General features: G+C 59.1%; 25 protein-coding genes. 4 read left to right on the forward strand and 21 right to left on the reverse strand.

Going from position 1 to position 25,484, the window contains the following annotated elements:
• Nucleotides 1-275: 275 nt before the first annotated feature.
• Nucleotides 276-1,028 carry a M48 family metallopeptidase gene (locus ACUTSW_RS22610; RefSeq protein WP_004947785.1) on the forward strand — a complete coding sequence of 251 codons (753 nt, stop codon included), beginning with the start codon at nt 276-278 and terminating at the stop codon, nt 1,026-1,028.
• Nucleotides 1,029-1,066: 38 nt separating this feature from the next.
• On the opposite strand, the gene ACUTSW_RS22615 is transcribed toward ACUTSW_RS22610, so the two are convergent.
• The 16 genes from ACUTSW_RS22615 to speB all read right to left on the reverse strand — a co-directional run bounded on the left by ACUTSW_RS22615 (nt 1,067) and on the right by speB (nt 16,398).
• Nucleotides 1,067-2,707, reverse strand: a complete 1,641-nt coding sequence (locus tag ACUTSW_RS22615; protein ID WP_445585470.1) for a thiamine pyrophosphate-binding protein — start codon at nt 2,705-2,707, stop codon at nt 1,067-1,069.
• 51 nt (nt 2,708-2,758) lie between these two features.
• Nucleotides 2,759-4,228 carry an aldehyde dehydrogenase gene (locus ACUTSW_RS22620; RefSeq protein ID WP_445585429.1) on the reverse strand — a complete coding sequence of 490 codons (1,470 nt, stop codon included), beginning with the start codon at nt 4,226-4,228 and terminating at the stop codon, nt 2,759-2,761.
• A 16-nt stretch (nt 4,229-4,244) separates the two neighbouring features.
• On the reverse strand, nt 4,245-5,039 hold the full coding sequence (locus ACUTSW_RS22625; protein ID WP_006327812.1) for an aspartate dehydrogenase: 795 nt from the start codon (nt 5,037-5,039) through the stop codon (nt 4,245-4,247).
• A gap of 17 nt (nt 5,040-5,056) precedes the next feature.
• Nucleotides 5,057-5,851 carry an SDR family oxidoreductase gene (locus ACUTSW_RS22630; protein ID WP_445585430.1) on the reverse strand — a complete coding sequence of 265 codons (795 nt, stop codon included), beginning with the start codon at nt 5,849-5,851 and terminating at the stop codon, nt 5,057-5,059.
• Nucleotides 5,848-6,666 (reverse strand): alpha/beta fold hydrolase, encoded by an 819-nt coding sequence (locus ACUTSW_RS22635; RefSeq protein WP_445585431.1) that lies wholly within the window; start codon nt 6,664-6,666, stop codon nt 5,848-5,850. The genes ACUTSW_RS22630 and ACUTSW_RS22635 overlap by 4 nt, the downstream gene beginning before the upstream one ends.
• Nucleotides 6,666-7,190, reverse strand: a complete 525-nt coding sequence (locus ACUTSW_RS22640; protein WP_017893910.1) for a cupin domain-containing protein — start codon at nt 7,188-7,190, stop codon at nt 6,666-6,668. The genes ACUTSW_RS22635 and ACUTSW_RS22640 overlap by 1 nt, the downstream gene beginning before the upstream one ends.
• A 29-nt stretch (nt 7,191-7,219) precedes the next feature.
• Nucleotides 7,220-8,482, reverse strand: a complete 1,263-nt coding sequence (locus tag ACUTSW_RS22645) for an MFS transporter (protein WP_208904387.1) — start codon at nt 8,480-8,482, stop codon at nt 7,220-7,222.
• A gap of 23 nt (nt 8,483-8,505) precedes the next feature.
• Nucleotides 8,506-9,717 (reverse strand): NAD(P)/FAD-dependent oxidoreductase, encoded by a 1,212-nt coding sequence (locus tag ACUTSW_RS22650; protein ID WP_063200541.1) that lies wholly within the window; start codon nt 9,715-9,717, stop codon nt 8,506-8,508.
• Entirely contained in the window at nt 9,714-10,655 is a 942-nt protein-coding gene (locus tag ACUTSW_RS22655) for a VOC family protein (protein WP_445585432.1), read from the reverse strand. Before ACUTSW_RS22655 ends, ACUTSW_RS22650 begins: the two co-directional genes overlap by 4 nt.
• A gap of 109 nt (nt 10,656-10,764) precedes the next feature.
• The gene (locus tag ACUTSW_RS22660; protein WP_004947809.1) at nt 10,765-11,559 is read right to left on the reverse strand and encodes an IclR family transcriptional regulator; all 795 of its coding nucleotides are present in this window, start codon (nt 11,557-11,559) and stop codon (nt 10,765-10,767) included.
• A 28-nt stretch (nt 11,560-11,587) separates the two neighbouring features.
• On the reverse strand, nt 11,588-12,343 hold the full coding sequence (locus ACUTSW_RS22665; protein WP_062868569.1) for an SDR family oxidoreductase: 756 nt from the start codon (nt 12,341-12,343) through the stop codon (nt 11,588-11,590).
• Nucleotides 12,340-13,383 carry a Rieske 2Fe-2S domain-containing protein gene (locus ACUTSW_RS22670; RefSeq protein ID WP_445585433.1) on the reverse strand — a complete coding sequence of 348 codons (1,044 nt, stop codon included), beginning with the start codon at nt 13,381-13,383 and terminating at the stop codon, nt 12,340-12,342. Before ACUTSW_RS22670 ends, ACUTSW_RS22665 begins: the two co-directional genes overlap by 4 nt.
• Before the next feature lie 18 nt (nt 13,384-13,401).
• Nucleotides 13,402-13,710 (reverse strand): recombinase-like helix-turn-helix domain-containing protein, encoded by a 309-nt coding sequence (locus ACUTSW_RS22675; protein WP_062868571.1) that lies wholly within the window; start codon nt 13,708-13,710, stop codon nt 13,402-13,404.
• Between the two features lie 2 nt (nt 13,711-13,712).
• The gene (locus tag ACUTSW_RS22680) at nt 13,713-14,030 is read right to left on the reverse strand and encodes a non-heme iron oxygenase ferredoxin subunit (RefSeq protein WP_004947822.1); all 318 of its coding nucleotides are present in this window, start codon (nt 14,028-14,030) and stop codon (nt 13,713-13,715) included.
• Between the two features lie 360 nt (nt 14,031-14,390).
• Nucleotides 14,391-15,254 (reverse strand): 23S rRNA pseudouridine(2604) synthase RluF, encoded by an 864-nt coding sequence (gene rluF / locus ACUTSW_RS22685; RefSeq protein WP_197929663.1) that lies wholly within the window; start codon nt 15,252-15,254, stop codon nt 14,391-14,393.
• A gap of 223 nt (nt 15,255-15,477) precedes the next feature.
• A complete protein-coding gene (speB, locus tag ACUTSW_RS22690; protein ID WP_062868575.1) occupies nt 15,478-16,398 on the reverse strand; it encodes an agmatinase in 921 nt (306 codons plus the stop codon).
• Between the two features lie 105 nt (nt 16,399-16,503).
• Here speB and ACUTSW_RS22695 point away from each other — a divergent pair, with 105 nt between their 5' ends.
• Entirely contained in the window at nt 16,504-16,674 is a 171-nt protein-coding gene (locus tag ACUTSW_RS22695) for a hypothetical protein (protein ID WP_161941312.1), read from the forward strand.
• A gap of 675 nt (nt 16,675-17,349) precedes the next feature.
• Here ACUTSW_RS22695 and speA read toward each other — a convergent pair.
• The gene (gene speA / locus ACUTSW_RS22700; protein ID WP_004947831.1) at nt 17,350-19,326 is read right to left on the reverse strand and encodes a biosynthetic arginine decarboxylase; all 1,977 of its coding nucleotides are present in this window, start codon (nt 19,324-19,326) and stop codon (nt 17,350-17,352) included.
• Entirely contained in the window at nt 19,319-19,462 is a 144-nt protein-coding gene (locus ACUTSW_RS22705; protein ID WP_006327842.1) for a virulence promoting factor, read from the reverse strand. The genes speA and ACUTSW_RS22705 overlap by 8 nt, the downstream gene beginning before the upstream one ends.
• Nucleotides 19,463-20,288: 826 nt before the next feature.
• On the opposite strand from ACUTSW_RS22705, the gene metK reads away from it, so the two are divergent.
• Both metK and ACUTSW_RS22715 read left to right on the forward strand, forming a co-directional pair.
• Complete coding sequence (gene metK, locus ACUTSW_RS22710) at nt 20,289-21,443, forward strand: methionine adenosyltransferase (protein WP_004947833.1); 1,155 nt, start codon at nt 20,289-20,291, stop codon at nt 21,441-21,443.
• Nucleotides 21,444-21,457: 14 nt separating this feature from the next.
• Nucleotides 21,458-21,724 carry a hypothetical protein gene (locus tag ACUTSW_RS22715; RefSeq protein WP_445585434.1) on the forward strand — a complete coding sequence of 89 codons (267 nt, stop codon included), beginning with the start codon at nt 21,458-21,460 and terminating at the stop codon, nt 21,722-21,724.
• 27 nt (nt 21,725-21,751) lie between these two features.
• Here ACUTSW_RS22715 and fhuB read toward each other — a convergent pair whose 3' ends face one another.
• Genes fhuB through fhuC form a run of 3 tightly spaced genes read right to left on the reverse strand, consistent with a single transcriptional unit; the run spans nt 21,752 to nt 25,442 of the window.
• Nucleotides 21,752-23,740 (reverse strand): Fe(3+)-hydroxamate ABC transporter permease FhuB, encoded by a 1,989-nt coding sequence (fhuB, locus tag ACUTSW_RS22720; RefSeq protein ID WP_445585435.1) that lies wholly within the window; start codon nt 23,738-23,740, stop codon nt 21,752-21,754.
• Entirely contained in the window at nt 23,737-24,645 is a 909-nt protein-coding gene (fhuD, locus tag ACUTSW_RS22725) for a Fe(3+)-hydroxamate ABC transporter substrate-binding protein FhuD (RefSeq protein ID WP_445585436.1), read from the reverse strand. Before fhuD ends, fhuB begins: the two co-directional genes overlap by 4 nt.
• Complete coding sequence (gene fhuC, locus ACUTSW_RS22730) at nt 24,645-25,442, reverse strand: Fe3+-hydroxamate ABC transporter ATP-binding protein FhuC (RefSeq protein WP_434461387.1); 798 nt, start codon at nt 25,440-25,442, stop codon at nt 24,645-24,647. The genes fhuD and fhuC overlap by 1 nt, the downstream gene beginning before the upstream one ends.
• Nucleotides 25,443-25,484 lie beyond the last annotated feature (42 nt).

Consider the following 25,484-nt stretch of genomic DNA (forward strand, 5'->3'; position numbering starts at 1 on the left):
GCGGATGGCGTTGGCAAGCTCTTTACGAGAGGACATGTTTTACTCCAGGTCGGATTAAAAAATCAGTCAAGTTTTCTATTTTCTCAGACTCAGCATTAAAACGGCAATCCCTAATGCCAAATGAGAGCGAGTTCACAACTTATTAGCACGATCGGCCGTTTTTTCGGAATAACACTATTCTCCCGATTGCTGACGTACACTAGTCTCATGCGACAAGATTTCCCCCTAAACTACAATCGCACTCCCCCTTGTTACCATTACAGGAAGATGGCCTTATGAAGATTCGTACCTCTTTGATTGCATTAAGCATTGCCACTTTGGTGAGCGGCTGTCAAAACCTGAATACCGATACGCTGATGCAGTCTGGGGCGCAGGCGTTTCAGGCGGCAACGCTGAGCAATGACGACGTAAAAACCCTGAGTGTTAAATCCTGCGCAGAGATGGACAGCAAGGCACAAATCGCGCCTGCCGACAGCACCTACGCCAAACGTCTGAACAAAATCGCGGCGGCGCTGGGAGATAATATCAACGGCACGCCGGCCAACTACAAGGTTTACGTCACCAAAGACGTGAACGCCTGGGCGATGGCCAACGGCTGTATCCGCGTTTACAGCGGGCTGATGGACATGATGACCGACAACGAAGTGGAAGGCGTGCTGGGCCATGAAATGGGCCACGTGGCGCTGGGCCATACCCGCAAGGCGATGCAGGTCGCTTACGGCACTGTGGCGCTGCGCACTGCGGCATCCTCAACCGGCGGCATCATAGGTTCGCTGTCGCAATCACAACTGGCGGATGTGGGCGAAAAACTGGTTAACGCCCAGTTCTCGCAGAAACAGGAAAGCGAAGCGGACGATTATTCGTTCGATCTGCTGAAAAAACGCGGTATCGATCCTAACGGCCTGGTCACCAGCTTTGAAAAACTGGCGAAAATGGAAGCCGGTCGTCAAAGCAGCATGTTCGACGATCACCCGGCCTCCGAAGAGCGTGCGCAGCATATTCGCGACCGCATCGCGGCAGGCAAGTAAACCTCAAAGCCCGGCGTCCGCCGGGCATTTTTTATCTCTTAATACAACGACTTCTGCGGCGGCCCGGCGAAGGTCAGCGGCCCGATACTGTTCATATCCACCTCCACCACCGACGGCCCCGGATAGTTAATCGCTTCCGCCAGCACGCCCTTGAACTGCGCCGCACTGTCCACCTTCCAGGCCTTCAACCCCATCGCCTCGGCGACCAGCGTAAACGCCGGGGTATGCAGCTCGTTGTAATACTGGCGGCCGGCGAAGTATTTATCCTGAATACCGCGCATCACGCCATACCCGCCGTCGTTCATGATAAGCAGCGTGATATTGGCCTGCTCCTGCGCCATCGTCGCCAGTTCTCCCAGCCCCAACGCCAGCCCGCCGTCGCCCACCAGCCCAACCACCTTGCGCTGCGGGTTAGCGATCGCGGTGCCGATCGCCATCGGCAGGCCCATGCCGATCGCCCCGGCCAACGAGTGAATGTTGCAAAGCGGCGAAATCGCGCGGAACAAACGGCTGCCCCATACGCTGCCGGACACGGTGATATCGCGCACCAACAGCCCATCCTGCGGCAACGCGGCGGCAATGGCGTCGTTCAGTTTGGCATATTCTCCCGACTGCTCGCGCAACGCGCTTTCCGCCTGCCGCACCGCAGAGGCGATCTCGGCATCCCAGTCGGCATTCACCTTCTCGCACGGGCCCAACCGGGTGGCCAGCGCGTTAAGCAATGCGGCGCAGTCGCCGTTGATTTGCTCATCGGCCAGATAGTTGCGGTTGCCCGCCGCCGGATCGATATCAATCTGCACCAACGGGCGCGGCAGCGGCAACGTCCAGGTGCGGGTTTCGTTGCTGCGCAGGCGCGAACCGGCCACCAGCGTCAGATCGCACTGCGTCAGGATCGCCTCAATGCTCGGCGAATTATGAAACGCCCTCAGGCTACGCGGATGGCTGTCCGGCAGAATGCCGCGTCCGTGGGTGCTGGAGATCACCGCCACACCGGCGTCGGCCAGCTTGCGCACCGCATCGCTGCAGGCAAGCGCCCCGCCCCCCAGCCACAACAGCGGCCGTTTGGCACTTTTCACCCGCTGATACAGACGTTCTACCGCCTCATCATCCGCCGGCGGCAGTGGCGCGGGCGCTAACGGCCGACTCAGCACCGAACTGGACACCAGGCTGCTTTGAATATCGATCGGGATCTCTACCGCCACCGGGCCGCAAGGCAGGGTCTGCGCATCCAGGATCGCCCGCTGGATCACCGCCACCGCCTGCTCCGGGGAATTCACCCGGTAAGCGCGCTTGGAACAGGCGCGCAGGAAACCGAGCTGATCGCGGGTTTCATGAATAAACCCGGCGTCGGCATCCAGATATGCTTTTTCCACCTGGCCGGTAATGTGCAGCAGCGGCGTGTTGGCGTTTAACGCCTCGATCATCGCGCCGACCGCATTGCCGGCCCCTGCGCCGGTGCTGGTCAGCGCCACGCCCAGGCCGGAAAAGCGCCCGTGAGCGTCGGCCATGGTGACCGCCCCCGCTTCGCCGCGTGCCGGTACGAAGCGGATTTTTCCGCGCTGCCCCACCGCATCGGCAATCGGCAGATTGTGGATCGAAATGATGCCGTACATCGCCGACACCTCGTATTGCTCCAGCGTCCGGGCTATCGCTTCACCAACCGTTATTTTATCGCTCATCATCTGCCTTCTCATTATGTTCGTTATAGGGGTACGCACCGTCGACCAAAGCTAATCGCTCCAGCGGTTCACCTGATGGCTCAGCGCCAGATACAAGCTTTTCTGCTGCATGTAGGCTTTGATGCCGTGCAGGCCCTTTTCGCGGCCCAGACCGCTCTCTTTGAAACCGCCGAAAGGCGTAGAAATAGAAAATGTTTTGTAGGTATTGATCCACACCGTGCCGGTTTCCAATTGCTCCGCCAGCGCCATTGCCCGTGGGAAGTCACGGCTCCAGATCCCGGCCGCCAAGCCGTACACCGAGTCATTGGCCTGTTCGATCAACTGCTGTTCGTCGTCGAACGGCAGCGCCACCAGCACCGGGCCAAAGATCTCTTCCTGGCAAGCGCGGGCGCTGTTGCTCAACCCGTCGATAATCGTCGGCAGGTAATAGCTGCCGCCCGCCAGCAGCGGATCGGCCGGTGCTTCGCCGCCAATCACGACCCGCCCGCCCTCTTGCTGCGCCAGCGCCACATAGTCCGCCACGCTCTGGCGATGTTTGTCGTTAATCAGCGGACCAAGATGCACCCCCGGCGTCAGCGGGTTGCCCACCCGCAATCCCGCCGCCAGCTCACTCAGGCGCGCCAGCAGAGGCTGGTACAGCGAACGCTGTACAAACAACCGCGAACCGGCGATGCACGCCTGCCCGGCTGAGCTGAAAATGCCGTAACAAATCCCGCGCGCCGCCTGTTCCAGATCAGCGTCTTCCAACACGATGGTCGGCGACTTGCCGCCCAGTTCCAGCGAGGTGGGGATCAGTTTTTCAGCGGCAATATGCGCCAGATGGCGGCCGGTACTGGTGCCGCCGGTAAAGGAAATCTTTTTCACCAACGGATGACGCGCCAGCGCTTCGCCAATCACCGAGCCTTTGCCCGGCAGCACGCTGAGCAGCCCGGCAGGCAGCCCCGCCTGTTCGAACAGCTCCGCCAGTTTTAGCGCCATCAGCGGCGTGGCTTCGGCCGGCTTGAGGATCACCGCATTGCCCGCGGCCAGCGCCGGGGCCACCTTTTGCATTTCACTGGCAATAGGCGAGTTCCACGGCGTGATGGCGGCGATAACGCCCATCGGCTGATACTGGCTCAGGGTCATCACTTCGGCGCTGCGCTGGGTGGGCAGCTCGCCCTCCAGCACTTCGCAGGCGGCGGCGAAATAGCGGGCAGTGGCTGCCGCGCTGGCCACCAGACCACGGGTTTCCGCCAACGGCTTGCCGTTGTCGCGGGTTTGCAACTGCGCCAGCTGTTCCTGCTGCGCCAGAATCAGGTTGCTGACGCGATAGAGGATCGAGGCGCGCTGGTGCGGCACCAGCCCGCGCCACTCGGGGGCGCGCCAGGCGCGCTCCGCCGCTTCCACCGCCTCATTCACGTCCTCAACGCTGGCGGCATTCAGCCGCGCATTGATGCTGCCGTCGGCCGGGAATACCGAGGCCATTTCATCGCCCCGGCCTTCGCACCAGCGCCCAGCCACAAAAATCTTTAACTTTTCCATGCTCCGCTCCTGCCGTTCAGGCAATAAAGCCACCGTCGATCAGACGGCGACAGGCTTGTACCGCACTCAGCGCCGCCAGGGTTGATGTCTTGGGATTGCTCGCCAGCGGGTTGCCGCTCAGCTCTATATGGAACTCACCGAAGCTGCCGCGCACCTGCAGCCGGTGAGTATTGCGCCGGGTATGCGGATCGACCTGCAATCGCACCCGCGTAGCGTCCATACCCAGCCCGTTCAGCGCGATGGTCGCCGCCACGTTGGCATTAGCCGGAAACAGCCGCGCCGCTTCGCGTGCCGAGCCTTCAAAGAACACCCGCGCCTCGCTGACCGTATCGAGGTCGATCAGTTTTTCTGCCAGGCTGCCGCGCCAACTGGCGGGGCTTTTACTGGCCTGATAGGTGACGCTGTCCAGCCCGCCCTCGCGCGCCGACGCCAACCCGTCCATGCCCGCCACCGCACCGGACAGCACAATCACCCGCCCCTGATATTGCCGACCGGCCTGCTGCAACCTGAGTTGCAGCGCCGCATCCGCCAGCGCACCGGTAGAGATCACCGCCAACGACCAGCCGCGTTTCACCACCGCCTCGCCAAACTCCGCCACCGCCTGCTGGCTGGCGCACTCCAGCACCAGATCCGGCTGCCCGGTACAGTGATCCGGGTGCGTCAAGGCCTGCACTTTGCCGTCGAAAGCACTATTGATAGCCGCATGATGGGCCGCGCGCGCCACAATCCAGCCGACGCAGACGCCCTCCGGCAGGCGGGAAAGCACTTCCTTCGCCATCGCGCCGTAGCCAATCATCATGATGTTCTTCATTTTTCAGCTCCCAGCCATTACAGATGGCGGTTAAATCCGCCGGAGACGTCGAGCGCCGCACCGGTGGTAAAGGACGCTAACGGCGAGGCAAGGAACAGCAACGCCCGCGCCGGTTCCTGCGGCTTACCGAGGCGTTTCATCGGAATGCCGCGCCGTTCGGCGATCGCCGCCGTCCATTGTTCCCAACTTTGATCCTTGTCGCTGCGCTCCTCGAAACGCCGCCGCCACTGGCCGGACTCGACCATGCCCAGCAGAATCGAATTAACGCGAATGCCCTTCTCCACCAGCTCTTTCGACAGCGTCAGCGTCAGGTTTAACAGCGCGGCGCGCGCCGCCGAGGTGGCGATCATGTGTTCTTCCGGCTGCAGCGCCAGCAGCGAATTCACACAGGTGATTGAGGCAATGTCCGAGCGCTCCAAAGCCGGTAGAAACGCCTGTACCGGGTTAATCACGCCGAACAGCTTCAGCTCCGCCTCATGCAGCCAGGCGGCGCGCGGCGTTTGGTCAAAATGGGCGACGAATCCCTGACCGGCGTTATTGATCAGCAGATCAACGCCGCCGAAATGCGCGGCCACCCGTTCAGCGAACTGCGCCACCTGCAGCTCATCGAGCACGTCGCAGCACAGCGCCAGCACTTGCGCCTGCGGGAATTCATTGCGCAGGCTGGCTGCCGCGCCGGCCAGTTTGTCCGCATTGCGGCCGCAAAACGCCACCTTCGCCCCTTCAGCCAGCAGCAGACGCAGGGTTTCGAAGCCAATGCCCGACGAGCCGCCGGTGACGACCGCGACCCGATCCTCAAGCTGAAAATTCATGGTTGAATTGCTCCCGTAAAATCCTGCAGATAGCGGTTAAACAGCACAGGCGCCTCGAGATAGCTGGCATGCCCCGCGCCGTCAATCAGGCGCAGCGGCGCGTCATGCTGTTGCGCCAGCCTCGCGGCCGCCTCGGGGGGCGTGATGCGGTCTTTATCACCGCACCACACTTCCAGCGGGCCGCGATAACGCGTCAAATAGCGGCCGATATCCTCGTGGGCCAGCATCCAGGCGGCGCTGAGGAAGCCCTCGGGATCGAGCTGCTGCATGCCGTTGCGCACCCAGGCGATATCCTGTTCCGACGCCTCGTCACTCAGCAGCGCAGCCGCCCGCTGTTCGCCGTAGCCCAGCGGCCCCAACGTTTCAATCATCTGTTTACGCTGGCTGTAAACCTGTCGGCGTTTTTCCTCCGGCGCCGTGGCATAGCCCTGTGCGGGGTCCGCCAACACCAGCCCACACAACCCGTCCGGATAACCTGCGGCATAGGCGCTGGCGATCAACGCGCCGAGCGAGTGGCCAACAATCAGCGGCTGCTCCAGCCCCAGTTCGGCCACCAGCGCGGCCAGCGCAGCGGCATAGGCGGCAGCGTCCGGCTCAGCGGAGGCCAGCGGCAGGCTGCCACCATAGCCGGGAGCGTCCCAGGCCAGCAGACGGTGGCCGTCGGTCAACCCAGCGTCGTTAAACTGCTTGATCCACGAAGCTGAGCCTGAGCTGATGCCGTGCAGCAACACCACCGGCCGGCCCTGTCCCGCTTCGCGCCAACTGAGGGAGTACCCCCCGCAGCGCCGCTGCTGACGTTGTGCCAGGCCGTTCATCAGTTACGCTTCACTTTGGATAACGGGTGATCGGCCGGGTAGGTCGGCGTTTCCGGTTTGGCCGTGCCAAGCATCACGCACATCAGCGCCTCTTCCTCGCCGTGGTTGAACAACCCACGGTAGACACCGGCCGGCACCGAGATCAGATCGCGCTCTTTCAGCTTGGTTTCGTAGTATTCCGTACCGTCCTGGATCATCAGCGTGATGCTGCCTTTGAGCATAAAGAACACCTCTTCCACGTCGTCGTGCAGGTGCAGCGGCCCTTCGCATTTTGACGGCAGCACCATGGTGGAGAAGGTGAAGTTTCCCGCCGGAATGGTGTTGGTGTCGTTAACCACCCCGGTAGCACCTGTGCCGATGTAACGCATCTGCGCACGACGGTATTTCGGGTCGTAGTCGGCCTGGAACTTCAACGCATTCCAGTCATATTTACGGCCTTCAAAGCGGGCGATACGCGATTCCACCCAATTCTCTATCGACTGATCCTGCGGCTTGACGCCGGCTTGTTTCTCAACCTGGGACATGTTGTCACTCCTCTGTAGCCATAGATAAATCAGTATTTTTTCAGCAACGGCAGCAGGATGATGCAGCCGATGAAGGCCATCACCACCAGGAACAGCAGGCCGTTATCCATGTTGCCGCTGGCGGCGATCAGCGCCCCCATCAGCACCGGCGCCAACGCGCCGGCAAAATTGCCCAATCCGTTAAAAATACCGCCTGCGGTGGCGCTGACCTTGCTGCTGGTGGCTTTCGCCAGCAGCGCAAAGATGTTCGGCGCACCGGCGCCCCACATAAAGGTGCTGAAGGCCATCGCGGCAATCACGCTGTAGGTGCCCTGCAGATGCAATACCACGGCCAACCCCAGCCCGGCGCCGCACAGCGAGACAAAGCAGGCCAGCGCGCGACGATCCAGCTTGTCCGACAGCCAGGCACCGACCACCTCGCCGAGCAGCATGGCGATAAACGGCAACGAAGACAGGTAACCGGCATGTTCCAGATGGATGCCTTTCCCCTTGATCAGGTAGCTGGGCAGCCAGCCGTTCATCCCCCACAGGTAGGTCAGGAAGGCGATATTAAACAGGCAGATCATCCAGAAATGCGGATTGCGCAACAGTTCCCGGCGCTGCTGTTTACGCTCCGCCGCCACAGGTTGCGCATCGGTTTTGGCTGCCGGGCGCGCCACGTTCAGATGACGCATGCCAAACAGCACCAACAGCATCACCGGCAGCGTCAGAAACGCCATAAAGAAGAAGGTGGTCTGCCAATCGAAGGTATTGAGGATATACAGCGTGACCGGGAAACCGAGTGCGGCCCCCAGCGGCGTACCAAGCAGCCATAACATGGTGGCGCGAGCCTGCAACCGCTGCGGGAAAGCCTGGCGGATAATGGCGTATGCCATCGGCAACAGCGGCCCTTCCGCGATGCCGAGCAGGATGCGCAGCGTCATCATGGTGTGATAAGAACGGGACAACCCCATCAACACCATCAGCACGCCCCACACCACCATCATGCCGATCAGCACCTTAACCGGATTCAGCCGGTCGCCAATGCCGCTCAACAGCATGGAAGATATGCCGTAAGAGAACAAAAACGCACTCATCAGCAAGCCGAGCCGCGCCGGATCAAAACTGATGCCCAGCGCCTGCTGGAACTCGCTGTCGGAAAACAGCGCCGCAATGCTGATCTTGTCGAAAAACGCCAGCAGCACGCAGGCGAACAGCGCGATCGGCACCGACCAGCGCACCCGTTGCTGCGGATTTTCGGCAACGGTATCCCCCACCCGTCCAGCGCGGGCGTCAATGTCTTGCGTAGTCATAAAACGCTCCCGAGGTTCGGGCGTTATTTCAACGCCATCAGAGAAAATTCCGCGTCCGCCAACTGCTGCGGCTCCAGCACCCGCCCGCCGGCCAGCCAGCGTTTGCCCAGCTTGATGGTGCGCGCGTCGTTAAACGCCACCATCTGCACCAGTTGCCGGTCGGCGTTGAGCGTAAAGAACACCTGCGACTGCGGCGTGCGGCGCACCACGTGATGCACCCCGCCGATCGGCACGCCGAGGATCTGAATATTGGTGTCGTATTGATCCGACCACAGCCAGGCCACATCGTTGTAAGGGGCGGCAAAGGCATCCAGCATCGCACAAGCGGTGCTGATCGCCTGGTTCTGCGCATAGGCCCAGGACTGCAGGCACAGGCCAAGCGTCGGGTGGCGCGCCACATCGCCGGCGGCGAAAATGGCCGGGTGGCTGGTGCGCCCCTGGCCGTCGATCACGATACCGGCGTCGACCTTCAGCCCGGCACTGTGAGCCAGCTCGAGGTTAAGTTCGACGCCGATCCCCACGACCACCAGATCGAAAGCCTGAGGATCGCTGCTTTCACTGCCGATCCACGCAGCGCCGTCGCGATCTTCCAGCGAGATCTCGCCGCAGCCGCAGCGTACCGTTACGCCCTGCTGCTGATGCAGCTCGAGCAACGCCTGTGAAACATCCGCGCCTACGCTGCGCATGCATAACGCGGGCTGGCGCTCAAACACCGTCACCTCGGCACCGAGCCGCCGGGCGGAAGCGGCGATCTCCAGCCCAATCCAGCCGCCGCCGACGATCGCCAACTGGCGACACCCTTGCAACGCCTGGCGCAGTTTTGCCGCATCGTCCCAGGAGCGCAGCGTCATCACCCGCGGATGGCTGGCCCAACGGGCGTCCGGCAGGCGTGGCCGGCCGCCGGTGGCGATCAACAGTTGATCAAACTGCAACTGCCGCCCGTCGCTGAGCGTGACGATTTGCTGCTGCCCATCAATGGCTTCGGCACGCAACGGGCGACACCAGTCGATGTTCAACCCCGCGACCACCTGTTCGCTGAATAGCCTACTGAGCGGCGCATTGCCGTCCAGCAACGCCGCCTTGGAAAGCGGCGGGCGTTCGTAAAAATCATAGGGTTCGTCGCTGATCACCGTCAGCCGGCCCGCGTAACCCCGATCGCGCAGCGTTTTCGCCGCCCAACCGCCGGCCTGCCCGCCGCCGATAATCACGATGCCCGCCTGCACTGGCTGGCTCATAGCGCCTCCGGTTTTTTCTGCTGGCGACGCGTGTCGTGGTCGATACCGCCTTCCACCGCCCACTCGGTGAACGACACCAGTGAGTGCTCCAATTCGCGCGGTTGCCAGTTTTCGGTCAGGTAATCGTCGTTGGTGTAGTACTCGAATGCGCCGCCGGTCGGGCTGTTGACGTACCAGAAATAGGCCGAGGAAATCGGGTGGCGACCAGGGCCGATGAACGTGCTCCACTTCTCTTTGTTCATGGCGATGCCGCCACCGATCACCTCGTGGATATCGCGCACGGTAAAGGCCACGTGATTGAGGCCACGCGGGCGATTAGGCAGTTTCAGCAGGAACAGATTGTGATGGCCGCCGCGCGCCTGGGTCCGCAGGAACACCGCGCGGTCGATATAACGATCCGACACCTGAAAACCCAGCGCTTCACGGTAAAATTTTTCGGTGGCGGCAAGATCCTCGACGAAGAACACCACGTGGCCGATGTTGATCGGTTGCGCCTGCGCATATACTGGGCTGGGCTGATCGATGCGGCGCACGTCACCCCATTGGTTGATCGGCGATACCGGCAACTCGACATCGCGCTGTTGGCTGACGCTAAAGCGCAGCGTCATGCCGTTCGGATCGCGGCACTCCAGCTCTTCCCCCACCTGGCGGAAACCCGGCATCTGCGCCAACAACAGCGCCAGGGTCGCCAATTCGCTTGGGCTGCCGACGCCCCAGGTCATCCGGCGCAGAGTGGACCCGCCCTCAAATGCCGCCGGCAATGCTTCGCTTTGCAACGGATGCAACACCACGCGCGCACCGCTCAGGGTAGTGAATTCGCGCTGGCGTTCCCCCCAATGCTGCTGCGCCGCCTGCAGGCCGAAGTCCTGCATGAACTTTTCGCAAGTTGGCAGATCTTCGACGCCAAATTCCAGTTTTTCGATTCCGATTACGCTCATTATTGTGCCTCACGTTCTCGCTGAATGCGTTTTTCAGGCATGATCGAACCCCGGCCCCTGATTGGTGTGGACCTTATCCCTGCCTGAGTAAAAGAGTCGGTGTCGTCAGTTAACCGACGTTTGCCTGCGGCGGTGCGCCCAGGAAGCCGGAGATTTTCTCTGCGGCATCCCGCACCTCCTTGCGCAACCGTTCGCGATCCGCTTTCGGGATCTCATCGAACGGCACCATAATGCTGACCACAGCCTCAACCCGCTGCTCGCGGTTGAAGATCGGATAGACGATCGAAGAAATGCCGTGGCGGAAAAACGATTCGCCGATCACATAGCCGCGCGCTTTGTCCTGCTGAACCATTTGCCACAAGGTTTCACGATCCGCCGGGGTGCCCGGCCCGCTGCCCGGCAATTGTTCTTGCGGGTACAACAGTTCGAACTCTTCGCGGGTGGCGCTGGTCAGCAGCATGCGGCCGAGCGAAGTCTGGTGCACCGGCAGGCGAGTGCCGACGCTGACCTGATTGATTTGCGAACCGGCGGCGCTGACGCGGGCGATGTAGATCACATCGCGCTCATCGCGGATCGCCAGGTGACTGCTGCATTGGCTGCGGTCGCGCAGCTGTTCGATCACCGGTTGGCCGGCCTGCGCCACATCCAGCGAGGCGATATATTCAAAACCGAGCCGCAGCACCTTGATGCCCAGTGCAAAGGTGTTGGTGCGCGGGTTACGCTCCAGAAAACCCAGATGTTCCAGCGTTTGCACCACGCGGTAGGCGGTCGCCTTCGGCATATCGACCAGGCGATGTAATTCTGCAAAGGTCATTTCCTTGTGCTGCTCGCCAAACGCCAGCAGCAGCTGCAACCCGCGATCCAGCCCCGGGATCAGATATTTACACGCTTGATCGTCTGCCATGTGCTGCTCCTGGCTAATAAAATGTAGATTAGTTAAAGACAAAGCCGCCGTTGACCGGCAACAGTTGACCGGTCACGAAGTTCGCCAGCGGCGACAGCAGATAAAGCACCGTGCCGTTCACGTCGTCAGGATGTTGCGCCCCGGCCAGCGCCCGGCCCTGTTCGTACAGCTGGTGGCGCTCGGCGGGCACATATTCGGTAGCTTCTACCCGCGTCAGGCCCGGCGCGATAGCATTAACGCAAATCCCCTGCGGGCCCAGTTCACGCGCCATCGAGCGGGTCATCGAGATAATCGCCCCTTTGCTGGCCACATAGGCCATCAAGCGCGGTGCGCCCCACAGCGCGGTATCCGAAGCCACGTTGACGATCTTGGCATGCGGGTTTTGCGCCAGCAGCGGTACCGCGGCCTGGCTCACCAACCAAGTGCCGCGCACGTTAACCTGCATGACCCGATCCCACAGATCAATATCGTATTCCATCATGGTTTTACCGCCGACGCCGGTCGCCAGCGCCGCGTTGTTCACCAGCCCGTCGATCGTACCGCCTTCGGCAATGGCGCTGAACGTAGCGGTGATCGAGGCCGGCGACGCCAGATCGATAACCTGCGTTTCCACTTCGGCTCCCTGCTCACGCAGGCCGGCGGCGCTGTCCGCCAGTTCATCCGCCAGAATATCGCACATCACCACCCGACCACCCGCCTGGGCGATGGCCCCGGCAAAGCTACGGCCCAGACCGCGCGCCGCGCCGGTCACCACAATGCGTTTTCCCGCCAGCAGGCCGTTCACTGCGCGGCCTCCTGTTCAGCGAGCATCGTCAGTTGTTTTTGCGCCTCTTTCTGCATCATGCGGCGCAGGCGAGAAAGGCCGACGTCATGCTGATACAAATATTCACGGCCACGCGCGTTTGGCGCCATGTTCTCCAGCACGATGCGATCTTGTTCCAGTACGTCCCAATGCAGTGCTTCCAGGCGGTTGCGGTACATAAAGCGCCAGATGTCGCGCTGCCAGTCTTTGACCTTGCGGATACGCCAGAAGAATACCCGGCAATGATCTTTATCTTCCGGCACCACCATGCCGATGATCCAGAAGTGACCGCCCGGCCCAAAGCGTTTTTTGTATGGGATCGACAGCCGCATCCAGTAGGCTCCGCTGCTGCCGAACTCTACCCAGTCAAAGTTGACGCCAATCTGGCCATTCTTCTTAAAGATGAACCCGGTATCGGTCGGCTCCAGCGCCATGTCCGCCTTGCGATCCCCTTCCGCCATCGAATGCGAAGAGGAATGCAGGTAGGTGCCGTGCATGGGATCCATGACGTTTTCCAAGGCGTATTGATAGTTGCAGTCCCAACTGGCGGTACACAGGAAGTTGCTGTAAGCCGCCTCGTCCGCCAATTCCTGCGGGAAAGTCAATTCCGGCGGCGCTTCGTCGGCGGTGATGCCGAAATAAAGGAACACGGCGCCGTAAGCCTCTTTGGCCGGATAAGAACGCAGGCATTTCTGCCCCACCAGCGGGCAGCGATCGACTGCAGGCACGTCTTTGACCGTACCGTCGCCACCGACCTCCACGCCGTGATACCAGCAGGCGATGCGATCGCCCAGATTCCAGCCCATCGAAAGCCGTGCGCCGCGATGCGGGCAACGATCTTCCAGCGCGTGGATCGCGCCTTCAGCGTCGCGCCACACCACAATCTGCTGCTCAAGACGCGTAATGCCTACCGGATTATTGCCCACTTCCCAACTGGCCAGCACCGGGTACCACATGCCGCGCAGCCCCTGATCGAGATAGTCCTGCAAAGTCTGTGCGGAGGATGTTGTGTTTGCTGTCATTGCCTTCTCCCGGGCTGCTCAGTAACCGTTAACGTGAAGGAATTCGCGGAACGCCGCCTCATTCCACGGCTGGCCGCTGCGATCAAACAGACGGCGCTGGTTCAGCGCGCTGACGATCTGCTCAAGCTCTTCCGCACCCTGCTCGAAGATCTCTTCCAGCGCCGCGACCAGTGCGGTCTCGAAACCGTCCGGTACCCGGCTGCGGTTCTGCCAGATGACGTTTTGGAATTGGCCAGGTTGGTGGATCTGACCGTTGCCGCCAACGCGTGCCGGGATTACCTGTTGGGTGTCCGGCAGCCAGGGATTGAAATCGGTGATGTGCTGCATGATTACTCCTCCGCAATAAAGGTGATTTGGATTTGATTGTCTATCACCCGGGTGGGATAGGTTTGCAGATCACGGCCGCCTGGCTCACGCAGACACTGACCGGTACGCACGTCGAACAGCGCTTCGTGCAACGGACACTCGATCTTGCCGTCATCGACAAACCCTTGGCTGAGCAAGGCATAAGCATGTGGGCAAACGTCTTCCAGCGCGTAATAGTTGCCGTCGATCAGATACACCCCGACTTCTTTCCCTTCCACGTTGGCGGAGAAAGGAAAATCTTCTTTCACCTGAGACACTTCACACACGTTCTTCCAGCTCATTGCTTCTATCCTCTATCTGATTGTTTCATATATGAAACTCAGTTTCTTATTTAATACACTCACTATAAGTCTGGCGAAACTTTCGTCAAGGGAGCAAGGTGGCAAATGTTAATGAAAGGTTGTTTTATCGTAACAAGTGTGGGAAGGATCACGAAAAAATGCACCGATATGAAAAACCGATATCAGGCGTGATTTTCATAGTGAGTTTATATATTAGAAGTCGTTAACGGGGTTCTGTCGTTTTTGTTGGCGAGAGCAGCCCCATAAAGCAAAACGCCCCCGATCATCAAGACCGGGGGCGTTTCATTATCGCTATTTAATAATCACCCGGCGCGGTGGCTAACGGGGATTATTGACCACTCAGCGGCCTTTCTTTTTGCGGCCTGGCTGGGCAAAACGCTTGCGGGCAGCCGCATTGCCGGCGGGTTTATCGGCGCTTTTCGGCGCACTGCCGGCCGGTTTTTTCACCGCAGGTTTGGCCTTCTTCGCCGGCTTGGCTTCTGAGGAGGAATCCTCAATCGATTTAAACAGTTCGACCAGTTCGTCATCCGTTAAATCGCGCCATTCACCCGGCGGCAGCCCGGCCATGCTGACATTCATAATGCGAGTGCGTTCCAGCTTGGTAACCTCATAGCCAAAATGCTCGCACATGCGGCGGATCTGGCGGTTAAGCCCCTGGACCAGCACGATGCGAAAGACAAAAGGCGCTTCTTTCTTTACCTTGCACTTTTTAGTCACCGTGCCCAGCATCGGCACGCCGGCCCCCAGGCCACGGATAAAATCGTCGGTCACCGGTTTGTTGACCGTAACCCGATATTCTTTCTCGTGATCGTTGCCTGCGCGCAGGATCTTGTTGACCAGATCGCCGTGGTTGGTCAGGAAGATCAGCCCTTGCGAATCCTTATCCAAACGGCCGATCGGGAAGATGCGGGTGCTGTGGTTTACGAAATCGACAATATTGTCTTTCTCGCCCTCTTCCGTGGTGCTGACAATCCCCACCGGTTTGTTGAGCGCAATGAAGATCAGGTTGTCTTCGTTGCGGGGTTCAATCAGTTGGCCATTGACCTTGACCACGTCCCCTGGAAACACTCGATCGCCAAGCGCAACGCGCTTGCCATTGATAAAAACGTTGCCTTGTTCGATATAACGATCGGCATCGCGGCGGGAGCAGATACCGCTCTCGCTGATATATTTGTTAAGACGTGTTGAAGGCTTGGTCAGCATGTTTTCTCCATACCCGTCGTCTTTCAAGCCACAGCGCTGTTACCTGCACTCACTCCCCCCAGTCACTTACAAAAGTAAGCTCCTGGGGATGAGCGAGCTGGGCGCCTAGCTGTGACCTGAAATCCATAGGGTATATAGATACCGGTTGTGTGTATTTCTCTATGGTACAGTTACAAACGACTCGGTTTACAGCCTATAGCCGCCTGTTAATACTATTAGGAACTTATTTCGTTTTTTTAGCGGCTTGCAGATACAGCATTTCCAGGCCCAGAGTCGCCGCGGCCAGCGCGGTGATTTCGGATTGGTCATAGGCTGGCGCCACTTCTACCACGTCCATGCCGACGATGTTCAGCGACTGCATGCCGCGTACCAGTTTCAGCGCGCGATCGGAGGTCAGGCCGCCGATCACCGGGGTGCCGGTGCCCGGTGCGAACGCCGGATCCAGACAGTCGATGTCGAAGGTCAGGTACACCGGCATATCGCCGACGATCTGTTTGATCTGCGTCAACAGGTCGTCCACGCTGCGATCGTTAACCTGTGCGGCATCCAGCACGGTGAAACCGTTGTCGTGATCGAACTCGGTACGAATACCGATCTGCACCGAGCGGTTCGGATCAATCAGGCCTTCGTTCGGCGCATGGAAGAACATGGTACCGTGGTCGTATTTACTGCCGTTGGCGTAGGTGTCGGTGTGGGCGTCAAAATGCACCAGCGCCAGTTTGCCGAAATGTTTGGCGTGCGCACGCAGCAGCGGCAGCGTGACGAAGTGGTCACCGCCGAATGAAAGCATGCGTTTGCCGGCCTTCAGCAATTTCTCCGCGTGCGCCTGCAGCTTGTCGCTCATGTCCTGAGCGTCGCCGAAGTTGAACACGATATCGCCGCAGTCAACCACGTTCAGACGATCGCGCAGATCAAAGCTCCACGGCCAGCGGTTGCCTTCCCACGCCAGATTGGTGGAAACCTGACGGATCGCCGCAGGGCCATGACGGCCACCGGCGCGGCCGGAGGTTGCCATATCGAATGGAATGCCGGTGATGACCCACTCTGCATCGCTGTCATAAGGCATGAAATTCAGCGGAAAGCGCAGGAAACCAAAGGCGTTGGACACTAAGGAATTATCGGACTGATGGCCTAACGTGCTCATTGTAAACCCTCATATTTCAACGTTTCGCCTGCGGTAAAATCACCAGGCGTTGGCAAAAAAAAATCCCTCCCGCGTCGTTAGCCCGACGAGAAAGGGATTGATACGATGTCTGTTTCGTTACTGCTGATGCGGCAGATTATCGCCGTATTTGGTTCGCGCTTCAAGCCCGCGCATCGTCTTCCTGGCTGCTCGTCGTTAGCAAGTATAGACCCTACATCCTTCAGCTATGTGACCGTTACCGCCTTCACGAGCCTGGAAGCTGACATCATCCATTGAGCTCCCGATGATTAGTTTTGTGATTTCGATCCCTTTATCTGAAGGCGACAATATATAAATTAATTCCGGCCATACTATTAATAATACACGGACTTAGTGATTGTCATATTAAACCCAAGAAGAAACTCACTTTGAAAATAAATTTAAACCAGACAAGTTAACAGTACGAATAACAATTAGAGCTTACATATAAAGATAAAAGCGAGATAAATAAACCCGATGTTTAACATCATGCCAACACGTCACAAACGGACAATTAAAAATAAAAAGCTTTATGTAACGCTAGAGGTTATGACTTTTTTATTAATTATTCCTCTGGGCTATCTTTGTTCTCAAATTGATTCACTGAATGATATTACCTTAGAAATCATTCTCATCTATGTCCCTGTATCTATGATCACAGTGGATTATCTTTATCAACGTCTTGAAAGGAAATAAGCGTTATGAGAGAGCTAACAACAAAGGAAATACTCACCATTTCTGGTGGAAATGCAGATTCTGGCTATGAAGGCCGAGGGTGTTCATCAAAGCTGATACTTTAGAAGTGGAGGCCGCGTTAATGGCCAGTATAGAAGATAAATGGGTGCTAAATGCACCCATTTATTATTTCATCCGGTCATTCACTTCAGACTACCGCCAAACAGGCGGCAATCTGAAAACCGACAGGTCTATGACTTACTCGTCTTCCAGATAAGTATAACCATACAAACCGGCTTCGAACTCTTCTACGAACTGCGCCTGCAATTCATCGTCCAGATCGGTTTCTTTCACCTGATCGCGGAATTTGGCCAGCAGCGCGATCGGATCGAGCTGCACGTATTCCAGCATGTCGGCAACGGTGTCGCCTTCGTCGGACAACTCGGTTTCTACCGTACCGTCCGGGAAGACGAACACGTCAACCGAGGCGGTATCACCGAACAGGTTGTGCATGTTGCCGAGGATTTCCTGGTAGGCACCCACCATAAAGAAGCCCAGCGCCGGCGGGTTTTCCGGATCGTACGGCGGCATTGGCATAGTGGTCGCCACGCCGTCGCCGTCGATGTAGTGATCGATAGTACCGTCGGAGTCACAGGTGATGTCCAGCAGCACCGCGCGGCCTTCCGGCGGCTTATCCAGCCCTTCCAGCGGCAGCACCGGGAACAGTTGATCGATACCCCAGGCGTCCGGCATGGACTGGAACAGCGAGAAGTTGACGTAGAACTTGTCTGCCATACGCTCTTGCAGTTCGTCGATGATCGGACGGTGCGCACGGTTGCTTGGATCAAGCTGCTGCTGGATCTTGTTGCAGATGTTCAGATACAGCTGCTCGGCCCAGGCGCGCTTGGTCAGATCCAGCATGCCGTGAGCGTACTGGGTGTGAACGTCGTGCAGATCCATTTGGCTGTCGTGCAGCCATTCGCGCAACGAGCGGCGGTTCTCCGGCTCGTTCATTTCCTGCCAGGTTTCCCACATGCTTTCCAGCGCACGCGGCGCATCTTCCGCCGGCGGCAAAGGATCGCTGAACTCGTTGCGTTCAACGCCGATCACGTTGGACACCAGCACCGTATGGTGAGCGGTGACCGCGCGGCCGGATTCGGTGATCACCGTCGGGTGCGGCAGGCCGTGCTCATTACAGGCGTCGCCGATACCCCAAATCACGTTGTTGGCGTATTCGTTCAGGCCGTAATTCACCGAACAGTCGGATTGCGAACGGGTGCCTTCATAATCCACGCCCAAACCGCCGCCCACGTCGAAGCACTGGATGTTAACGCCCAGCTTGTGCAATTCAACGTAGAAGCGCGCCGATTCACGCACGCCGGTGGCGATGTCGCGAATATTGGCCAGTTGCGAGCCCAGATGGAAATGCAGCAGTTGCAGGCTGTCGAGGCGGCCCGCTTCACGCAGGGTTTCCACCAGTTTCAGGACCTGAATGGCCGCCAGACCGAACTTGGACTTCTCGCCGCCGCTCGATTGCCATTTGCCGGAGCCCTGAGACGCCAAACGCGCACGCACGCCCAGACGCGGTACCACGTTCAGACGCTCGGCTTCTTCCAGCACCATGTTGATCTCGGACATCTTCTCGATCACCAGGTACACTTTGTGCCCCAGTTTTTCGCCGATCAGTGCCAGACGAATATATTCGCGGTCTTTATAGCCGTTACAAACGATGACCGAACGGGTCATGCCGGCATGCGCCAGCACCGCCATCAGTTCGGCTTTGGAGCCGGCTTCCAGCCCCAAGGGTTCGCCGGAATTGACCAGGGATTCGATCACGCGGCGGTGCTGGTTGACCTTGATCGGGTAAACCAGGAAATAACCGCCTTCATAGCCGAATGACTCGCGCGCGCGTTTGAACGCCGCGTTAATCGAACGCAGGCGGTGCTGAAGGATCTGCGGGAAGCAGAACAGCGCCGGCAGACGCTGGCCGTCTTTGCGACGCTCTTTCACCAGTTCAGCCAGATCGACACGCGCCTGAGGGACGTCCGGATCCGGGCACACGCTGATGTGGCCCAGTTCATTGACGTCATAATAATTGTTGCCCCAGTAGGCGACGTTATAAGTGCGCAGCATCTTGCTGGCATCACGGTCATTCATGGCAACCTCCTGCATGGAGCGTAAAGATATAGGTTCGCCCGCGGCTGGCGGACGGTGAATCAACAGATCATCAGACATTACTCGCCTCACATCCCGTACTGACGATACAGTCAGCCACTATCGCAGCTACAACCCGCGAGAACAACCCAACAAACCGCCCTTGCGGCAGCGAATAAAACTGCCGTTCGCGGTCAGCGATCGGTTTATCACTCATATAATTGTAAGACACCCTGTTCAAACCTCGTGAATCGGGTCAAGAAACATCCCACAGGAAGGCTGCAGGCTACCCTTGTTCAGTTCTTCAGACGACCGTTAACCGGCCCGAGAATCCTGAGTAGCGCCCAAGTGTTTATCACACCTGGAAGGTGGAGTAGAGACAAGACGGGAAATAGCAGAAGAATGTGCGCCAGAACGGCACTGCTGTTGAGAACCAACAACCGGTAGACAACGGATCATTAATCCAACCACCTCCACGCACGTCGCCCGGAATGAACGACTGAGCCTCTATTAATAGTGTAAGAACGTGACCGTTCTATGAAGCGGCGACGCCAACTGTCAGCGTCTGCGGCTGACCGTTAAGGCCATGAGCGGGAGCTTGCCACTTTTGCTCCGCACTGTGCACCAAATGAGCCGCGCGCGCAGTTTATACCGATAACCTGGGGAAAATGCAAAATGAAAATTCGCCGGAAACTGTTTCAAGCGATGAAAATGGCGCCGAGGGCTTTACACAAAAGAGCGAAACGGCAAAAAAATACTGGCAATCCGGCTAAAGCCTGACCTAAAATAGACGTCCAGATGTTAATCCATCTATACTGATTTGTGCCCTATGAATTTCAAGTTGCCGCCAGGTGAGCGAGCGCAGGTAACAACGCGACAGCTTGAAAGACGACCGGCATAACTAAGAAACTGCTTAACGGCTTTGCCTGAGGGGCGTTGCAGGATGTATCTCGCGCCATCAGCGGAAGACCCTTCGCTTCGATGCCGGATCTCCAGCGCTGTGCAGTAATTTCTAACCCGTCTTATGCAAGGTAAAGAATACAATGGCTAAACACCTATTCACGTCCGAGTCCGTATCCGAAGGGCATCCCGATAAAATTGCCGACCAGATCTCCGATGCCGTTCTCGACGCCATCCTGGAACAGGATCCGAAGGCGCGCGTAGCTTGCGAAACCTACGTGAAAACCGGCATGGTGCTGGTCGGTGGCGAAATCACCACCAGCGCTTGGGTAGATATCGAAGAAATCACCCGTAAAACCGTACGTGAAATCGGTTATGTTCATTCGGATATGGGTTTTGACGCCAACTCCTGTGCCGTGCTGAGCGCTATCGGCAAGCAATCCCCGGATATCAATCAGGGCGTTGACCGTACCGATCCGCTGGAACAGGGTGCCGGCGACCAGGGCCTGATGTTTGGCTATGCCACCAACGAAACCGAAGTGCTGATGCCTGCGCCGGTGACTTACGCGCACCGTCTGGTACAACGCCAGGCCGAAGTCCGTAAAAACGGTACCTTGCCGTGGTTGCGTCCGGACGCAAAAAGCCAGGTCACTTTCCAGTATGACGACGGCAAAATCGTCGGCATCGACGCAGTGGTGTTGTCCACTCAGCATTCCGAAGATATCTCTCTGAAAGACCTGCAAGAAGCGGTGATGGAAGAGATCATCAAGCCGGTTCTGCCTACCGAATGGCTGAGCGCGAGCACCAAATACCACATCAACCCGACAGGCCGTTTCGTTATCGGTGGCCCAATGGGCGACTGCGGCCTGACCGGGCGTAAAATCATCGTGGATACCTACGGTGGCATGGCCCGTCACGGCGGCGGTGCATTCTCCGGTAAGGACCCGTCCAAAGTTGACCGCTCAGCGGCATACGCGGCGCGCTACGTGGCGAAAAACATCGTTGCTGCCGGCCTGGCCGACCGCTGCGAGATCCAGGTTTCCTACGCCATCGGCGTGGCAGAGCCAACCTCCATCATGGTGGAAACCTTCGGTACCGAGAAAGTGCCTACCGAACAGTTGACCCTGCTGGTGCGCGAGTTCTTCGATCTGCGCCCATACGGCCTGATCCAGATGATGGACCTGCTGCAACCGATCTACCGCGAAACCGCAGCCTACGGCCACTTCGGTCGTGAGCACTTCCCTTGGGAAGCGACCGACAAAGCAGAATTGCTGCGCGATGCCGCCGGCCTGAAATAAGCCTGCGCATTATCATGAAAAACGGCAAGCCAAGGCTTGCCGTTTTTGTTTTTATCCTCTCCATGTTGAGGTACATAGTACACCAAGGTGATTTGAGTGTAATGGGCTCCTTTCCTTGGTTCTCGGCAGAGAGCCAGAGCACCCGCGCGCAGTATATGCGTCTCTCCCCAGGTTTTGGCGGCCCTTTCTGCGCTAAATTTCGTTTCTGCGCAACCTTGCGCAAAACGTTACAACCCACTGAAAACAGAAAAGACAAAGGCCCAGCAATGCTGAGCCTTTGATGGCAGAAACGGGCGTTGCGATGACGGCTACGAAGTTTGTTTACGCAGCAGATAAACGAAATACGGCGCGCCGATAAAGGTCGCCAGCAGCCCGGCGGGGATTTGATACGGGAACATCACCATCCGGCCGCACCAGTCGGCGAATACCATCAGCAGGCCACCCAGCAGCGCGGCAATCACCATCTGCGGTAATGCGCGGCGGAAGCCCAGCATGCGCGCCATATGCGGTGCCATCAGGCCGATAAAGCTCAGCGGCCCCACGGTCAAGGTCGCCATGGCGGTCAGCGTGGCGGCCAGCAGGAGAATCGCCACCCGCACCGGCGTCAGCGCAATGCCCACCGAGCGGGCGGTCGCGCTGCCCAGCGGCAGAATGGTCAGCCAACGGCGGCACAGCGGCGCCAGCACTATCAGCGTTGCCGCAATGACTGCGGTACGAATCGCCTGCTCCGACGTCACCGAATAGGTCGAGCCGGAAATCCAGGTCAGCAGCCCGCCCATGCGCGGATCGCCGCTGGCCAGCAACAGGAAAATGGTGGTGGTAAACGCCGTGCTGAGCGCAATGCCGGCCAACAGCATGCGTTCGGTAGAAAAACCGCCGCGACCGGCGGCGACCATAATCACCAGCAACGTCGCCGCCGCCCCCAGGCTGCCTGCAGGCAGCAGCCAGCCGAAGGCATCGCCCGGTACGATGAACAACATCACCACCACGCCAAAGGCCGCGCCGGAGCTGATCCCCAGCACTTCCGGGCTGGACATCGGGTTGCCGGTCAACTTCTGGATTAAGGTGCCGGCCACGGCCAGCATCATCCCCGCCGCCAACGCGGACAGCACCCGCGGCCAACGCCACGGCATCAATGACTCCAGTTCTGCGCCGTAGCTCCAGTGCCAGCCAGTGGCGTTCTGCCCGAACATCAGCGCCACGGCGATGCCAACCAGCAGCACAACCCCCGCCAGCGTCACCCAGGCCAACAGATGGCCGCGTTCGGCCGGTACCTTGTCGCCCAGGTTCATCGGCGGCGGCGTGGCGGCGCTACGCAGGCGCGGCAACAGCCACAGCAACAGCGGAGCGCCAAACAACGCGGTCGCCGCCCCAGTCGGAATTTCACGCCAGATCTGCGTCAGCCAGATCATCACCTGATCGGTCAGCCACAGCAGCAAAGCGCCCAGCAGCGGCGCCAAGATCATGCGGTGCGCCAGCCGGCGCGCCCCCAGCATCTTCGCCATCAGCGGTGCAAACAGCCCAATAAAGCCGATGACACCCACTGCATTCACCAGCATCGCACTGAAGATAATCGCCACCGCCAGCGCGCAAAAACGCGCCATCGACAGCCCCAGCCCCAAATTGCGCGCCACGCCGTCGTCCAACCCCAGCAACGTCAGCGGGCGCAGCAACAGCACCGCCAATAGCCCGGCCACCACCAGGCGCGGCAGGATAAATTGCGCAGTGCTCCAGTCCTGCTGGTTCAACGCACCGGTGCTCCACAGGAACAACCCCTGCAGTTGATCGTAATTAAACAGCGCCAACAGGCTGTTGACCGCCCCACAGTATAATCCCAACACCAGGCCGGCCAGAATCAGCGTCACCGGCGACATGCGTTTGCCCCAGGCCACGCCGAACACCAGCCCGCCGACCAGGATCGCCCCGGCCATTGCCGCCAGTTGCCGGGTTATCTCGCCGCCCGGCAGCATCCACAAAGTGGCGATGGTCAACCCGAGCTGCGCACCGGCGGATACGCCCAGCGTCGCCGGCTCCGCCAACGGATTGCGCAACACCTGCTGGAACAGCACGCCGACCAGCCCCAGACCGGCACCGGCCAACAGGGAGACCGACAGCCGCGGCAGCAGGCTGTAATGGAACAGCATCTGACGCACATCGTCGTGATTCGGCGCGCTCAGCGCCTGCGCCCACAACGCCCAAGGCAACTGTTGCAACAGGTTGTAGATCGTCAAGCCGCCCGACGCCGCCAGCAATAGCAGGATCAGCGTCAGCGGCAATACCCGGATGCGCGCGCTCATGAATAGCTCTCCTGCGTCTGCTCCAGCAGATGGCAAAAACGCATCGCCGACAGCGTCGCACCGTAGAACCAGACCGCCGGCACCTGCCGCAATTGGTTCTGACGCACAAAGGGCAAAGCCTGCCACAACGGCGTCGAGCTGACCTTTTCCATCATCGCCTGATTACCGTGGTCGAGATAAATCGCCCGCGCATTTTTCACCGTAGTCAGGCGTTCAATGCCAACGACCGCCGTGCCCCAGAAGTTGGTTTCCCCTTCCCAGGCATTGTGGATGCCAAGCTGATCCATCACCTCCTGGAACAGACTTTTCTGGCCGATAATCAGCACATGCCGCGTATCCAGCAAGGAGAACAACAACAGCGGCTGTCTGGTGTAAGAATGCAGACGCTGGCGTGCATCCTGAATGAACCGGTCGAACTGCATCAGATGCTGTTCAGCGCGTGCCTCAAGCCCCAGCCGCTGCGCCAATTGCTGCAACGAATTCCGGCCCACCGTCAGTGGTTTTCCGCTGCCGTCGTTGAAGCCAAAACTCATCGTCGGCGCTATTGGAGCCAGTTTTTGCGGCGTAGGGCCATACCCCTTTGACAGCAGCATCAACGAAGGCTGCAATTGTTGCAGCAACTCCAGATTCGGCTCGGTGCGTTGGCCCACGTCGATAACCGACGCAGGCATTTTCGGCTCTTCCACCCACAGGTTGTAATTATGGATATCCGCCACCGCCAGCGGCGTAACGCCCAGCGCCAGCAGCAGCTCAATAGGTAGCCATTCCAGTGCCACGATGCGCGTAAGATCGGGCGGGGTCATCGTCGCGCGCCCCGGTAGAGAGAACAGCAGCGGCGACAACGCCATGGCGGTCAGCAAACGGCGACGTACGGGATCGTGTTGAAAATCAGAGGAAGCAGGCATCAGTAGACAAAACTCACCGGCGCACCGCCGCTCGGATGCGCCAGCGTGCCCATTGGAATACCATAAATTTGCTCCAGCACCGGCCCTTGCATCAGTTCCAGCGGGGCACCTTGCGCAATCATCTCGCCACCGCGCAACGCCACCAGATGGTCGCAGTAGCGCGCCGCCATGTTGATGTCGTGCAGCACTGCAATCACCGTCAGGCCACGTTCATGGCTCAGGCGTTGAATCAGCGCCAACACCTCAACCTGGTGCGCAATATCCAGCGCAGAGGTCGGCTCGTCCAACAGCAGGCAGCGGCTGTCCTGCGCCACCATCATCGCCAGCCAGGCGCGTTGGCGCTCGCCGCCGGACAGGCTGTCCACCAGACGGTTGGCGAAGGGCTTCAGGCCAACCAGCGCTATCGCTTCTTCCACCTGTTCGCGATCGTTCACGCCAAAGCGGCCCAGCGCGCCGTGCCACGGATAGCGGCCGATCGCCACCAGCTCGCGTACCGTCATGCCTTCTGCTGCGGGCAGTTGCTGGGGCAGATAGGCGACCTGACGCGCGAAGGCTTTGCTGTCCCATTGCGCCAGCGGGCGTCGGTTAAGCTGCGCGCTGCCGGCGGTAGGGCTCTGATGGCGGCCAAGAATTTTCAGCAATGTGGATTTGCCGGAACCATTGTGACCGATCAGCCCGCAGACTTTGCCCTGGGGAAAGGTCAGCGACAGCGGTTGCAACAGCACACGGCCGGGAACGGCAAAGCTGACGTTGTCTAACGCGAAAGTGGCGTCGTGATCGAGGTGTTTATCCTGCATAGGCCCTACTCTGTTCGGAGCGACGATCCGCCGCCCCGATTA

This window comes from Serratia sp. TSA_198.1 (assembly GCF_052686505.1).